Source organism: Bradyrhizobium sp. CCBAU 45389 (assembly GCF_028128625.1).
GTDB lineage: Bacteria > Pseudomonadota > Alphaproteobacteria > Rhizobiales > Xanthobacteraceae > Bradyrhizobium > Bradyrhizobium liaoningense_B.
The window spans coordinates 124,722-137,458 of the sequence record NZ_LBIY01000085.1; the positions used below are offsets into that span (position 1 = coordinate 124,722).

Annotated in this window: 16 protein-coding genes; 11 read left to right on the forward strand and 5 right to left on the reverse strand. The window is 64.3% G+C overall.

Going from position 1 to position 12,737, the window contains the following annotated elements; translation table 11 throughout:
- The first annotated feature begins 258 nt into the window (after positions 1 to 258).
- The 3 genes from XH79_RS15730 to XH79_RS15740 are packed head-to-tail and all read left to right on the forward strand — an operon-like array spanning position 259 to position 3,078.
- Positions 259 to 966, forward strand: coding sequence for a Tim44/TimA family putative adaptor protein (locus tag XH79_RS15730; protein WP_212348477.1), 708 nt, complete (start codon positions 259 to 261; stop codon positions 964 to 966).
- Positions 944 to 2,491, forward strand: coding sequence for a murein transglycosylase A (mltA, locus tag XH79_RS15735; RefSeq protein ID WP_271582206.1), 1,548 nt, complete (start codon positions 944 to 946; stop codon positions 2,489 to 2,491). The genes XH79_RS15730 and mltA overlap by 23 nt, the downstream gene beginning before the upstream one ends.
- On the forward strand, positions 2,488 to 3,078 hold the full coding sequence (locus XH79_RS15740) for a Smr/MutS family protein (RefSeq protein WP_271582207.1): 591 nt from the start codon (positions 2,488 to 2,490) through the stop codon (positions 3,076 to 3,078). The genes mltA and XH79_RS15740 overlap by 4 nt, the downstream gene beginning before the upstream one ends.
- On the opposite strand, the gene XH79_RS15745 is transcribed toward XH79_RS15740, so the two are convergent.
- The 5 genes from XH79_RS15745 to hslV form a co-directional block, all read right to left on the reverse strand.
- Complete coding sequence (locus tag XH79_RS15745; RefSeq protein ID WP_271582208.1) at positions 3,075 to 4,199, reverse strand: hypothetical protein; 1,125 nt, start codon at positions 4,197 to 4,199, stop codon at positions 3,075 to 3,077. The genes XH79_RS15740 and XH79_RS15745 overlap by 4 nt on opposite strands.
- A gap of 195 nt (positions 4,200 to 4,394) precedes the next feature.
- Positions 4,395 to 5,699, reverse strand: a complete 1,305-nt coding sequence (gene hslU / locus XH79_RS15750; protein ID WP_271582209.1) for an ATP-dependent protease ATPase subunit HslU — start codon at positions 5,697 to 5,699, stop codon at positions 4,395 to 4,397.
- A 53-nt stretch (positions 5,700 to 5,752) separates the two neighbouring features.
- Entirely contained in the window at positions 5,753 to 6,370 is a 618-nt protein-coding gene (locus XH79_RS15755; RefSeq protein ID WP_271582210.1) for a DUF2585 domain-containing protein, read from the reverse strand.
- Positions 6,367 to 6,852 carry a GNAT family N-acetyltransferase gene (locus XH79_RS15760; protein ID WP_212348442.1) on the reverse strand — a complete coding sequence of 162 codons (486 nt, stop codon included), beginning with the start codon at positions 6,850 to 6,852 and terminating at the stop codon, positions 6,367 to 6,369. Before XH79_RS15760 ends, XH79_RS15755 begins: the two co-directional genes overlap by 4 nt.
- 3 nt (positions 6,853 to 6,855) lie before the next feature.
- Complete coding sequence (gene hslV / locus XH79_RS15765; protein ID WP_212348439.1) at positions 6,856 to 7,416, reverse strand: ATP-dependent protease subunit HslV; 561 nt, start codon at positions 7,414 to 7,416, stop codon at positions 6,856 to 6,858.
- A gap of 242 nt (positions 7,417 to 7,658) precedes the next feature.
- Between hslV and hisB the strand changes: the two genes are divergently transcribed.
- The 8 genes from hisB to XH79_RS15805 all read left to right on the forward strand — a co-directional run bounded on the left by hisB (position 7,659) and on the right by XH79_RS15805 (position 12,733).
- Positions 7,659 to 8,252 (forward strand): imidazoleglycerol-phosphate dehydratase HisB, encoded by a 594-nt coding sequence (hisB, locus tag XH79_RS15770; protein ID WP_271582211.1) that lies wholly within the window; start codon positions 7,659 to 7,661, stop codon positions 8,250 to 8,252.
- Between the two features lie 64 nt (positions 8,253 to 8,316).
- On the forward strand, positions 8,317 to 8,847 hold the full coding sequence (locus tag XH79_RS15775; RefSeq protein ID WP_271582212.1) for a DUF2628 domain-containing protein: 531 nt from the start codon (positions 8,317 to 8,319) through the stop codon (positions 8,845 to 8,847).
- A complete protein-coding gene (gene hisH / locus XH79_RS15780) occupies positions 8,844 to 9,494 on the forward strand; it encodes an imidazole glycerol phosphate synthase subunit HisH (protein WP_212348429.1) in 651 nt (216 codons plus the stop codon). The genes XH79_RS15775 and hisH overlap by 4 nt, the downstream gene beginning before the upstream one ends.
- Positions 9,491 to 10,234, forward strand: a complete 744-nt coding sequence (gene hisA / locus XH79_RS15785) for a 1-(5-phosphoribosyl)-5-[(5-phosphoribosylamino)methylideneamino]imidazole-4-carboxamide isomerase (RefSeq protein ID WP_271582238.1) — start codon at positions 9,491 to 9,493, stop codon at positions 10,232 to 10,234. Before hisH ends, hisA begins: the two co-directional genes overlap by 4 nt.
- A 3-nt stretch (positions 10,235 to 10,237) precedes the next feature.
- On the forward strand, positions 10,238 to 11,011 hold the full coding sequence (gene hisF / locus XH79_RS15790) for an imidazole glycerol phosphate synthase subunit HisF (protein ID WP_018646048.1): 774 nt from the start codon (positions 10,238 to 10,240) through the stop codon (positions 11,009 to 11,011).
- Between the two features lie 77 nt (positions 11,012 to 11,088).
- A complete protein-coding gene (locus XH79_RS15795) occupies positions 11,089 to 11,415 on the forward strand; it encodes a phosphoribosyl-ATP diphosphatase (protein WP_212348423.1) in 327 nt (108 codons plus the stop codon).
- 21 nt (positions 11,416 to 11,436) lie between these two features.
- Positions 11,437 to 12,393 carry a type I pantothenate kinase gene (gene coaA / locus XH79_RS15800; protein ID WP_212348420.1) on the forward strand — a complete coding sequence of 319 codons (957 nt, stop codon included), beginning with the start codon at positions 11,437 to 11,439 and terminating at the stop codon, positions 12,391 to 12,393.
- A 100-nt stretch (positions 12,394 to 12,493) separates the two neighbouring features.
- Entirely contained in the window at positions 12,494 to 12,733 is a 240-nt protein-coding gene (locus XH79_RS15805) for a hypothetical protein (RefSeq protein ID WP_271582213.1), read from the forward strand.
- The last annotated feature ends 4 nt before the right edge of the window (positions 12,734 to 12,737 follow it).

The following is a 12,737-nucleotide window of genomic DNA, read 5'->3' on the forward strand; positions in this document are numbered from 1 at the left end:
CGATTGAAGATACGCGATTTCCGCCCAGGATCGGGTTTCCCCTTAAGCATAAAACGCGCTACACTCACCGCTGTGCCAAAAGGCGCCATTGGCCGGGCAAGATTTCGTGCCTACATCCCAGGGACCAGACGCGCGGGACCCAAAACGGTGATGTAGACTTGCCGTTCTCGTATGGAACGGTCTACTGGCCGGATCGATTTTCCCGGCAACGACGCCAAAGCGAAGACCCAGAAGCAAAGACCAGAAAGCGAATACGACGTGGATATCTACACCATCATCTTCCTGGCGTTGGCGGTCTTCATCTTTCTGAGGCTGCGCAGCGTGTTGGGGCAGCGCACGGGCAACGAGCGGCCGCCGTTCGATCACACTGCCGCCCGCAATGCGCTGGGGGGTGCCCAGGACAAGAACGTCGTGACCATGCCGGGCAAGGTGATCGACCAGGCCCCGCTGGCGCCGACGGTCGAGCCGACCGTGCCAAGCGATCGCTGGAAGGGTCTGGCTGAACCGGGCACCGCACTCGCCCAGGGTCTCGATGCCATCGTCGACAAGGATTCCACCTTCGATCCGCGCCACTTCATCTCGGGCGCCCGCGGCGCCTATGAGATGATCGTGCTGGCCTTTGCCAATGGCGATCGCCGCGCGCTGCGCGACCTCTTGTCGTCGGAGGTCTATGAGAGCTTCGACGCCGCGATCAAGGAGCGCGAGAAGAACGAGCAGAAGACCGAGACGCGCTTCGTCTCGATCGACAAGGCGGAGCTAGTCGGTGCCGAGTTGCGCGACCGGACCGCCCAGCTCACGATCCGCTTCGTCTCGCAGATGATCTCGGCCACCCGCGACAAGGCCGGCAACATCGTCGACGGCAGTGCCGACACGGTTGCCGACATCACCGATATCTGGACTTTCGCCCGCGACACCACCTCTCGCGATCCGAACTGGAAGCTGGTTGGCACCGGAAGCGCGAATTAAGCTCTTTCTCAAGAACAGCGCGACGGCGTTCTGCGCGGGTGTCGTCGTGCTGTCGACGTTTTCGCTCGGCGCCGAGGCGGCGCGGCGCCACTACCGCAGCCACCATCACCATCCGCCGCAATTGGCAGCCAGCCCGCCGCGGGCCTTGCCCTATCCGCAGCTCCCCCTGCCGTTCGAGATATCAGGCGCGCAATATCTGCCGCTGGCCTGGGCCGACGTGAAAGGCTGGGGCGACGACGATCATCTCGCCGCCTACAAGACCTTTCGCGCCAGCTGCAAGACGATCAACGCGCAGAACGGCGCGCCCGAGCCCAAGAATGAATACAAGGCGCTGGGGGCTTCGCTGAGCGAGCCCTGCCGGGTCGCCAAATCGCTCGAGCTCGGCGACGACGCCAAGGCAAAGACCTTCTTCGAGGAGAATTTTGCGCCGCTGCGCATCTCCCGCTTAGGGGAGCCCGACGGTTTCGTCACCGGCTATTACGAGCCGGTGCTCGAGGGATCGCGCACGCAGACCGACGTCTACAATGTCCCGGTCTATCGCCGGCCCTCGAACCTGTTCGTGCGCGGCTACAAGCAGGATTCCGTCAGTCTGCCCAACAAGGGCCCGGTCTACCGCAAGATCGGCCGCCGCAAGCTGGTGCCTTATTACGACCGCGGCGAGATCGAGGACGGCAAGATCGCCGGCCGCGGGTTGGAGGTTGCCTGGCTGAAGGATCCGACTGATCTGTTGTTCGCGCAGATCCAGGGCTCGGCGCGGATCAAGTTCGAGGACGGCACGACGCTCCGGCTCAATTACGACGCCTACAACGGTTATCCCTACACGGCGGTGGGACGCATCCTGATCGAGCGCGGCATCATTCCGAAGGAGGAGATGTCGATGCAGAAGATCAGGGAATGGATGGCGCAGAATCCGGATGGTGCCAAGGAGCTGCGCCGCCAGAACCGCGCCTACATTTTCTTCCGCGAGGTCAACCTCTCCGACAAGGACGAGGCGGTGGGCGCGCAAGGCATTCCGCTGACGGCGGGACGCTCGATCGCGGTCGACAAATCGCTGCATGTCTACGGCACGCCGTTCTTCATCGAGGGCGAGCTGCCGATCGATTCCGAACGTTCCAAGACGCCGTTTCACCGCCTGATGATCGCGCAGGACACCGGTTCGGCCATCATCGGCCCCGCGCGTGCGGATCTCTATTTCGGCGCCGGGCAGGAAGCCGGCCGTGTCTCCGGCCGGCTGCGCCATCCCATGCATTTCGTCATGTTGGTCCCGAAGGGTCTCGATCCCTCGGTGAGGGGCGCGAAGCTGCCGGTACCGGATCCGCGTCCCTCGGAGAAGATCGCAAAACTGTTTCCGCAAACCGATCCCGCCAGGACGGGCACGCCTGCTGCTGCGCCCGCCGTGACGCCAGGCAAGAACGAAACGGTTGCCATCGCCGGCCCTGTCCCGCTACCGGTGCCGCGTCCCGCGATCGAGCCTGTCCCTGAGCCGCGGCGGCCCGTGAAGAATCGTCCCCATCGGCAGCAATGAAGCGATCGTCCCGTCCGCCCGTGCTGGAGCCTCGCCCCTCGCCGCGCCGCCGCGCGCTGAGCGAGGATGAGCGCGCGCTGTGGGATACGGTCGCAAGACAGGTCAAGCCGCTCAGGAAGCATCGCGTGGCCAAGGCGCATGCCGCGCCGCCTGCCGTGCCTTTGCCCGTAGCCCAGGTGACCCGGCCTTCGCCACCGGCAAGGCCGGCTGCCACTGCATCGGCGCCGCGGCCTGCGAAACCGCAGGTCCCGCCCTTGGCGCCGCTCGGCAAGCGCGAGCGGACAAAATTGTCGCGCGGGCGCAGCGAGATCGAGGCGCGGCTCGACCTGCACGGCATGACCCAGATGCGCGCCCATCGCGCGCTGACCGGCTTCCTGCACCGCGCCCATCACGACGGCCTGACCTTCGTGCTCGTCATCACCGGCAAGGGACGCAGCGGCGGCGAAAGCGGCGTGCTCCGCCGCCAGGTGCCGGAATGGCTGAGCCTGCCGGAATTCCGCGCCTTCGTCGTCGGCTTCGAGACCGCCCATATCGGCCATGGCGGCGAGGGCGCGCTGTATGTGCGGATCAGGCGGGCGAGAATTTAAAACGGCCGGACGATTCCGACGCGTGGGATCAGTGTGATGATCAGGCCGAAGATGTTTGTCTTCCGGTCCTCCGCCGAAATCATTGGCGTTTCCCGCTTCGCTGGCAGCATCTTCACCGCATGCAGGATCAGGATCATGCAGACCGCCCAGTTCGAGATCCAGCGCGAATAGTCGAACACCATCGCGAACATCACGAGAAAAGCGAGGCTGACGCCTGTTAGCGCCGCGATGACGAGCCGCCTGTGCAGATCGCTGGCGAGCGCGCCGACCAGGCTGGCGAAGAAGCGCCACAGCGGCGTGTGCAGCCAGATCAGCAGCGCGAACACGGGCACGCCGAGGATGTTGTGCGGCAGGCGGCCCCAGGTGTCCGAGATTTCCTTCGCCAGCGGCTGATACCAGATGTAGGCGAACTGCAAGAGGTCAGTGCGGGACGGATCGGCCATCCGGGTCTTCAGATAGGCGACGAAGTCCGCTTCGGGGATCGGCATCGTTCCCAGGAATTGCGCGGCGAAGAACAGCGCGGAGACGACGGCGAAGGCGATCATGCCGAATGCGACATTGCCGCGATTGCTGCCGTAAGCGAGGTAATGCCTGATCACTGCGATGGTGATGATCGTCGGCACGTACATCAAGAGATGAATGTGATGGATCAACACCAGCACGATCGAGAACAGCGCCGCCAAAGCCACGAACAGCAACGAGCGCGCCGGCATCAGCAAGAGGACGATCGCCAGCGCGCAGCCATAGATGTCGAAATGGCCGAGCGTGTGCATGAAATTCTTCAGGAAGAACGGCGAGCCTGCTGTGAACACGAACAGCGGCAGCGTCTTCGCGGTGAAGCCGAACGTCCTCTGGAACAGCTTTGCGTACAGCCCTGATGTCACCAGCCATGTCGCCCCGCCCAGTGCGAACACCAGCCAGACCGGCACCTTGTCGGTGAACAGCGCGACGATCGCCCCGATCAGCGCGCGCTTGATGAAGCCGAGATGGTAGTCGACGAGGAGATGGATATAGGGGACGTAAGGCGGCAGCTGGATCTTGTGAACGAACACGCCGACGATGATTGCGGCGTTGATCGCGAGCAGGAGGCGCCAGGGGTTTTTCTGGACGTTAGCGAGCATGTGGCACTCGACGCGCGCCAACCACCGCCGTCGTCCCGGCGAAAGCCGGGACCCATAACCACGAATGTCTGTTTTGAGCCAAGGATGGAGCCGCTATCTTTTTCAACAATATCCGCCGGTGGTTATGGGTCCCGGCCCCCGTGCGCAATTGCGCACTAGGCCGGGACGACGGATAGATAGCCGACCTCCAAAAAACTACAAAATGAACCGGCTCAGATCCGCATTCTTGGCGAGGTCGCCGACGTGCTTCTGCACGTAGTCGGCGTCGACCTTGATGGTCTCGCCGCTGCGGTCGGGGGCGGTGAAGGAGATCTCGTCCAGCACCCGCTCCATCACGGTCTGCAGCCGCCGCGCGCCGATGTTCTCGACGGTGGAGTTCACGGCCACCGCGACGTCGGCCAGCGCATCGATGGCGCTGTCGGTGATGTCGAGCGTCACGCCCTCGGTCTGCAGCAGCGCAATATATTGCTTGATCAGCGAGGCCTCGGGCTCGGTCAGGATGCGCCGCATGTCGTCGCGGGTCAGCGCCTGCAGCTCGACGCGGATCGGCAGGCGGCCCTGCAATTCCGGCAGCAGGTCGGACGGTTTTGCGACGTGGAAGGCGCCCGACGCAATGAACAGAATGTGGTCGGTCTTCACCGCGCCATGCTTGGTCGAGACCGTGGTGCCCTCGATCAGCGGCAGGAGATCGCGCTGCACGCCCTCGCGCGAGACGTCGCCGCCGACGCGGCCGTCGCGGGCGCAGATCTTGTCGATCTCGTCGAGGAACACGATGCCGTTGTTCTCGACCGCGCTGATCGCCTCCAGCGTCAGCTGCTCGGTGTCCAGCAGCTTGTCGGACTCTTCATTGACGAGGATCTCGTGCGATCCCTCGACCGTCAGCCGCCGCGTCTTGGAACGGCCGCCGAGCTTTCCAAAAATGTCGCCGATCGAGATCGCGCCCATCTGCGCGCCGGGCATGCCCGGGATCTCGAACATCGGCATGCCCCCGCCGGACGATTGCGTCTCGATCTCGATTTCCTTGTCGTTGAGTTCGCCGGCGCGCAGCTTCTTGCGGAAGGATTCCCGCGTCGCCGAGCTGGAATTGGCGCCGACCAGCGCATCGAGCACGCGCTCCTCGGCGGCGAGCTGCGCCCGCGCCTGCACGTCCTTGCGCTTCTTCTCGCGCACCTGGGCGATCGCGACCTCGACGAGATCGCGCACGATCTGCTCGACGTCGCGGCCGACATAGCCGACCTCGGTGAATTTCGTGGCTTCCACCTTCAGGAACGGCGCGTTCGCAAGCTTGGCGAGCCGCCGCGCGATTTCCGTCTTGCCGACGCCGGTGGGGCCGATCATCAAGATGTTCTTCGGCAGCACCTCCTCGCGCAAGGAGCCTTCGAGCTGCTGCCGCCGCCAGCGGTTGCGCAGCGCGATCGAGACGGCGCGCTTGGCGTCGCCCTGGCCGACGATAAAACGGTCGAGTTCGGAAACGATTTCGCGGGGGGAGAAGTCTGTCATGGCACCTTAGCTAGGATCAGATGCGGGCCGGGACAAGCCGCTTTTTTCGGCCGTCAGATGATCGGCGGGCCCGACTGCCATTGTTTCACGGCCTCGATCGGATGGATCAGCATCAGGATATTGAGCGTCAGATTGTCGCGAATATGGAGCGCCAGCATGATCTCGAAGGCAAGGCCGAGCAGGACGGTCGCAGATACCGGCAGCACGCGCGCGACCAGGAACCCGAGCATCATGGCCAGATTGTCAGACACCGAATTGACGATGCTGTCGCCGTAATAGTCCAGCGAGATCGTGCCGGCGCGGTAGCGCTCAATGATGAAGGGCGAGTTCTCGACAATCTCCCAGGCGCCCTCGATCAGCATGGCGATGATCAGCCGCGCCGGCCACGACAAGGTGAGAAACGGCAGACGAGCGAACAGCAGCCAGGTCAAGCCGTAGAACAGGAAGCCGTGCAGGATGTGCGAGAAGGTGTACCAGTCGGCGATGTGCTGGGAATTCTCCGAGCTGTTCACCACGCCGTGCCACAGCTTGACATAACCGCAGGTGCAGATCGGCACGCGGCCCATCGCGAACAGGATCGCCGCTTGCAGCGCCAGCAACAGCAGCGCGACGCCGGCCCAGGCGAGCGGTGGAAATGCGACCTTGCTCTCCTGCGCATGTGCCAGCGTCATGCTTCGCGCACCATCAACAGCGCCGACCCGTCCGGCGTCTCGACCATGCGGTCTCGGACGAAGCCTGCCTTCTCGTAGGCGCGTACGGCGCGTGCATTGAGCGGATCCGGATCGGTGACAATGCGCGGCAGGCCGTGCCGCAACTGTTCGTCGACGAACGCGCGGATGAACGCCGAGCCGTGGCCGCGCCCGATCATGTCGCGCTCGCCGATGAACTGGTCGATGCCACGCGTGCCCTCCGGTTGCGGCCCGAAGCCCGTATTCCAGGCGGTCAGGCGGTAGCATTGAAGATAGCCGAAGGGCCTGTCGCCGGCCAAGACGATGAACTGGTCCATCGCCGGCTCAATGAGGTCACCGCTCACCAGCGCAAACTGCTCGTCCGGATCGCCCCACCATTCCCGCACATGGGCTTCGCCCAGCCACCGCCGGATCAGCGGCAGGTCGGCTGCGGCCATCGGTCGGAAGGTATAGGCGGGCGGCATCTCCTAGCCGCTCGTCAGGCTCTCGATGGTCAGGTTGCGGTTGGTGTAGACGCAGATGTCGGCGGCGATGTCGAGGGAGCGGCGGACGATGGTCTCGGCGTCCTTGTCGGTGTCGAGCAGGGCCCGGGCCGCGGCCAGGGCGTAGTTGCCGCCGGAGCCGATCGCCATCACGCCCGCCTCGGGCTCGAGCACGTCGCCGGTGCCTGTCAGCACCAGGGAGACGTCCTTGTCGGCCACGATCATCATGGCCTCCAGCCGCCTGAGGTAACGGTCGGTGCGCCAGTCCTTGGCGAGCTCCACGGCGGCCCGGGTCAGCTGCCCCGGATATTGCTCGAGCTTGCTCTCCAGTCGCTCGAACAGCGTAAAGGCATCGGCCGTGGCGCCGGCGAAGCCGCCGATCACGTCGCCCTTGCCGAGCTTACGGACCTTTTTGGCGTTGGACTTGATCACGGTCTGGCCGATCGAGACCTGGCCGTCGCCGCCGACCACCACCTTGCCGCCCTTGCGGACCGTCAAAATCGTGGTGCCGTGCCAGCCCGGCGAGCTGTTCTGGGTGTCCTGCATGAAATACCTCACTGTCCGGCCTGATTTAGGGGGTCCGAGCCAAGGGCACAACGGGCCGTTCCGGGCCGAATTTCGCTCACCATAGGCAGAAGTAGAGCCCCGGCCGGCCGTTCCCGCAGTAGCGAAGGTGTCATTTGGCTGTTAATAGACTGGCGTTTTCGGCCCCCGAGCATGATCCGGAAAAGTGGGCACCGGTTTTCCGGAAAAGATCATGTTCAAATAGAAGCGAAAGCCAGCTTTCAATGCGCACCGCGACGATCAAGCGCAAGACCAAGGAAACCGACATCGAGGTCTCCGTGAACCTCGATGGCACCGGCGTGGCCAATATCGCGACCGGCATCGGCTTTTTCGACCATATGCTCGATCTTCTCGCCCGCCATTCCCGCATCGACCTCACGGTCAAGGCGGTGGGCGACCTGCACATTGATTATCACCATACCACCGAAGACACCGGCATCGCGCTCGGCCAGGCGGTCAAGCAGGCGCTCGGCAACATGGCGGGCATCACCCGCTATGCCGGCGTGCACATGCCCATGGACGAGACGCTGTCGCGTGTGGTCATCGACATTTCGGGCCGCCCGTTCCTGGTCTTCAAGGCCGAATTCCCCCGCGACAAGATCGGTGAGTTCGACACCGAGCTGGTGCGCGAGTGGTTCCAGGCCTTCGCCATCAACGCCGGCGTGACTCTCCACGTCGAGACCCTATATGGCGATAACAGCCATCATATCGCCGAGTCCTGCTTCAAGGGTCTGGCGCGGGCGCTGCGCACCGCCGTTGCGATCGATCCGAAGGCGGCGGGCGAAATCCCGTCCACCAAGGGCTCGCTCGGCGGCTGACATCTCCGTCGCGCGGCGAATGCCGCCGGCGGCATCACTGATTTCTTCAGAACGGGGCATCACCATGCCTGTCTACACAGTTCATGCTCCCTTCCCTGGCGGAGCCGATCTGCGCGCGACCGACAAGTTCGTCTTCGTGCGCGACGGCTTCCATTTCTGGGCGATGATCTTCGGCCCGCTCTGGCTGCTGTGGAATCGGCTGTGGCTGGTGCTGATCGGCTGGCTGATCTTCATTGCCGCATTCCATGCCGGGCTCTCCAGCCTCGGTATTGGCCGCAGCTCGATCTTCCTCGCCGATATCGTTATCGCGCTGCTGATGGGTCTCGAGGCCTCCAGCCTGCGGCGCTGGACGCTGTCGCGCGGCAAGTGGCGGCAGCTCGACATCGTCATCGCCGACGACCATGACACGGCCGAGCGCCGCTTCTTCGAGCGCTGGAGCCAGAAGCAGCACGGCATCGTCAATGATCAATGGGCCGTCGACCGTGGCGGCCCGCCGCCGACCCGGGGCGTGCCCGGCCAGCAATTCTCGAACCCGCCGCCGATTCCGGCCGGCGGCATCATTGGATTGTTTCCAGAACCGGGAGGGTCAAGATGAGCGTCGCCATCATCGATTACGGTTCCGGAAATCTGCATTCCGCCGCCAAGGCTTTCGAGCGCGCCGCGCGCAGCCTCGAAAATCCGCAAAAGGTTTTCGTCACCAGCGATCCCGATCAGGCCTACGAGGCTGACCGTCTGGTGCTGCCGGGCGTCGGCGCTTTCGCCGATTGCCGGCGCGGGCTCGATGCCGTCAACGGCATGGTCGAGGCGATCACCGAAGCGGTGCGCGTCAAGGCGCGGCCGTTCTTCGGCATCTGCGTCGGCATGCAGCTGATGGCAAGCCGCGGCAAGGAGCATGTCATCACCGAAGGCCTGAACTGGATCGGCGGCGACGTCGAGAAGATCACGCCGCGCGACGAAAGCCTGAAGATCCCGCACATGGGCTGGAATACGCTCGAGGTGCTCAGGGAGCATCCGGTGCTGAACAGGCTGCCGCTCGGCCCCAAGGGCCAGCACGCCTATTTCGTGCACTCCTATCACCTCAATCCCGCCAGCGAGGCGGACGTGCTCGCGCGCGCCGATTACGGCGGGCCTGTCACCGCGATCGTCGCGAAGGACACCGCAATCGGCACGCAGTTTCACCCCGAGAAGAGCCAGCGCTTCGGCCTCGCCCTGATCTCGAACTTCTTGCGATGGAAACCGTGATTCTCTTCCCCGCGATCGACCTCAAGAACGGCCAATGCGTGCGCCTCGAGCAAGGCGACATGGCGCGCGCGACCGTTTTCAACCTCAATCCCGCAGCCCAGGCGCAGAGCTTTGCCGAGCAGGGCTTTGAGTATATCCACGTCGTCGACCTCGACGGTGCCTTCGCCGGCAAGCCGGTGAACGCCGAGGCCGTCGAGGCGATGCTGAAGACGATCAAGATCCCGGTGCAGCTCGGCGGCGGCATTCGCGATCTCAAGACCGTCGAAGCCTGGCTCGCCAAGGGCATCACCCGCGTCATCATCGGCACCGCTGCAGTGCGCGATCCTGAATTGGTGAAGTCAGCTGCGAAGAAATTCCCCGGCCGCGTTGCGGTCGGGCTCGATGCTCGTGACGGCAAGGTCGCGGTCGAAGGCTGGGCCGAGACTTCGCAGGTGACGGTGCTCGAGATCGCCAAGCGTTTCGAGGATGCCGGCGTCGCCGCCATCATCTTCACCGACATCGCGCGCGACGGCCTGCTCAAGGGCCTGAACCTCGATGCGACCATCGCGCTCGCCGACGCCATCTCCATTCCGGTGATCGCTTCCGGCGGCCTCGCCTCGATCGAGGATGTGAAAGCGATGCTGATGCCGCGGGCCAAAAAGCTCGCCGGCGCGATCGCCGGCCGCGCCCTCTACGACGGCCGGCTCGATCCCGCCGCCGCCCTCACCTTGATCCGCAACGCACGCGCGCCTGGGAGCTGACACATGTTCAAGGTGCGCGTGATCCCCTGCCTCGACGTCAAGGACGGCCGCGTCGTCAAGGGCGTCAACTTCGTCGATCTGCGCGATGCCGGCGATCCCGTCGAAGCCGCGATCGCCTATGACGCCGCGGGCGCCGACGAGCTGACGTTCCTCGACATCACCGCGACCCACGAGAATCGCGGCATCATGCTGGACGTGGTCCGGCGCACGGCGGAGGCCTGCTTCATGCCTGTGACCGTCGGCGGCGGCGTGCGCGAGGTCAACGACATCAAGACGCTGCTGCGCGCCGGCGCCGACAAGGTCTCGATCAACAGCGCCGCGGTGTCGCGGCGCGAATTCGTCAAGGAAGCTGCCGAAAAATTCGGCGAGCAGTGCGTCGTGGTCGCGATCGACGCCAAGCGGGTCAAGCGTCCGGGCGGTGACCGCTGGGAGATCTTCACCCATGGCGGCCGCAACTCCACCGGCATCGATGCCATCGAATACGCCCAGGAGGTGGTCTCGCTCGGCGCCGGTGAAATCCTGCTCACCTCGATGGACCGTGACGGCACGCGGCAGGGTTTCGACATTCCGCTGACCCGTGCGATCGCCGACAGCGTTCCCGTTCCCGTGATCGCCTCGGGCGGCGTCGGCAATCTCGACCATCTCGTCGACGGTATCCGGGACGGCCATGCCACGGCCGTGCTGGCCGCCTCGATCTTCCACTTCGGGGAATTCACCATCCGCGAAGCCAAGGAGCACATGGCGAGGCGCGGGCTGCCGATGCGCCTCGATGCCTGACGACTCCCGTTCGTAAAAATGCTACATAAGCCGCGGGGAATGGCCTCCGTGGCCTCATGTGTTTCCGAGTAAGTCCGATGTCGCGTTTCACGATCCACGATCTGGCCGAGACCATCGACGCCCGCGCGGCTTCCGGCGGCGAGGCCTCCTATACCCGCAAGCTCCTGGACAAGGGCGCCGAGCATTGCGCCAAGAAGTTCGGCGAGGAAGCAGTCGAAACCGTAATCGCAGCAGTCGAAAACGATCGCGCGCATCTGATCGCCGAGAGTGCCGATCTGCTCTATCATTTCCTTGTGCTTTTGAAGGCACGCGGCATAAAGCTGGAAGAGGTCGAAGCCGCGCTGGACAAGCGGACGAACATGTCAGGGTTGGAAGAGAAGGCGTCGCGCAAGAGCGGCAACTAGCCGAGGTGGAGAGGTCGCTTCATGGATATCCGCGCACCGGAGCAGCAGTATAATCCGTACCGCGTTTATACGCGCGATGAGTGGGCGCGCCTGCGCGACGATACGCCGATGACGCTGGAGCCGGGCGAGTTTGACCGGCTGCGCTCGCTGCACGATCGCCTCGACCTGCAGGAGGTCGAGGACATCTATCTCCCGCTGTCGCGCCTGCTCTCGATCTATGTCGATGCGATGCAGCGCCTGTATTACGCCGAGCGCCAGTTCCTCAACATCCGCGACCGCAAGGTGCCCTATATCATCGGCGTCGCCGGTTCGGTCGCGGTCGGAAAGTCCACCACGGCCCGCGTGCTCCAGGCGCTCCTGGCGCGCTGGTCGCCGCGCCCGAAGGTCGAGCTGATCACCACCGACGGATTCCTCTATCCCAACGCGGTGCTCGACCGGCAGGGCATCATGCAGAAGAAGGGCTTTCCGGAGAGCTACGACCTGCCGCTGCTGCTCAGCTTTCTCTCCGACATCAAGTCGGGCCGTCGCCATGTGCGCGCGCCGGTCTACTCCCATCTGACCTATGACATCGTGCCGGGCCAGTGGGCCGAGGTCGACCAGCCCGACATCCTGATCGTCGAGGGCGTCAACGTGCTGCAAACCGGCAAGCTGCCGCGCGACGGCAAGGCGGTGCCCGTCGTCTCCGACTTCTTCGACTTCTCGGTCTATATCGACGCCGACGAGGCGGCGCTGCGCCGCTGGTACATCAAGCGCTTCCTGGCGCTGCGCGACACCGCGTTCACCAATCCAAAATCCTACTTCAACCGCTACGCGCTGCTCTCGGACGAGGAAGCCACTGCGACCGCGACCGCGATCTGGGAGCGCACCAACCTCGCCAATCTCGAGGACAACATCCTGCCCACCCGCCCCCGCGCGACGCTGATCCTGAAGAAGGGCCCGGATCACGTGGTGGAGAGCGTGGCGCTCAGGCGGCTGTGATCGCGCCCGTGAACATGGGCTCCGGCTGGCCCGCAAATGTATCTTTTGTTGCAGACCAATAATGGGTCTTCCGCTATGCTTTGAAACGGCGGGAGGCACCATGGTTGATCGTATCAGAAGCGCTGCGGCGCAGCTCGAAGCGCCGGTCTGCCCGGACTGTCATATCGAGATGAAGTGGTTCCGCTCCGAACTGCTCGCGGATGAGCCGACCCCGATCATCGCGCATCTCTTCGTGTGCCCGCATTGCAAGCGGGCGGCCCAGACGGAGACCATCTTCAAGGCAGGCAAAGCGCCGACTGACAAGCTCTCTACGCCGCGGCCTACGGCTTCCGCCGCATAACTGG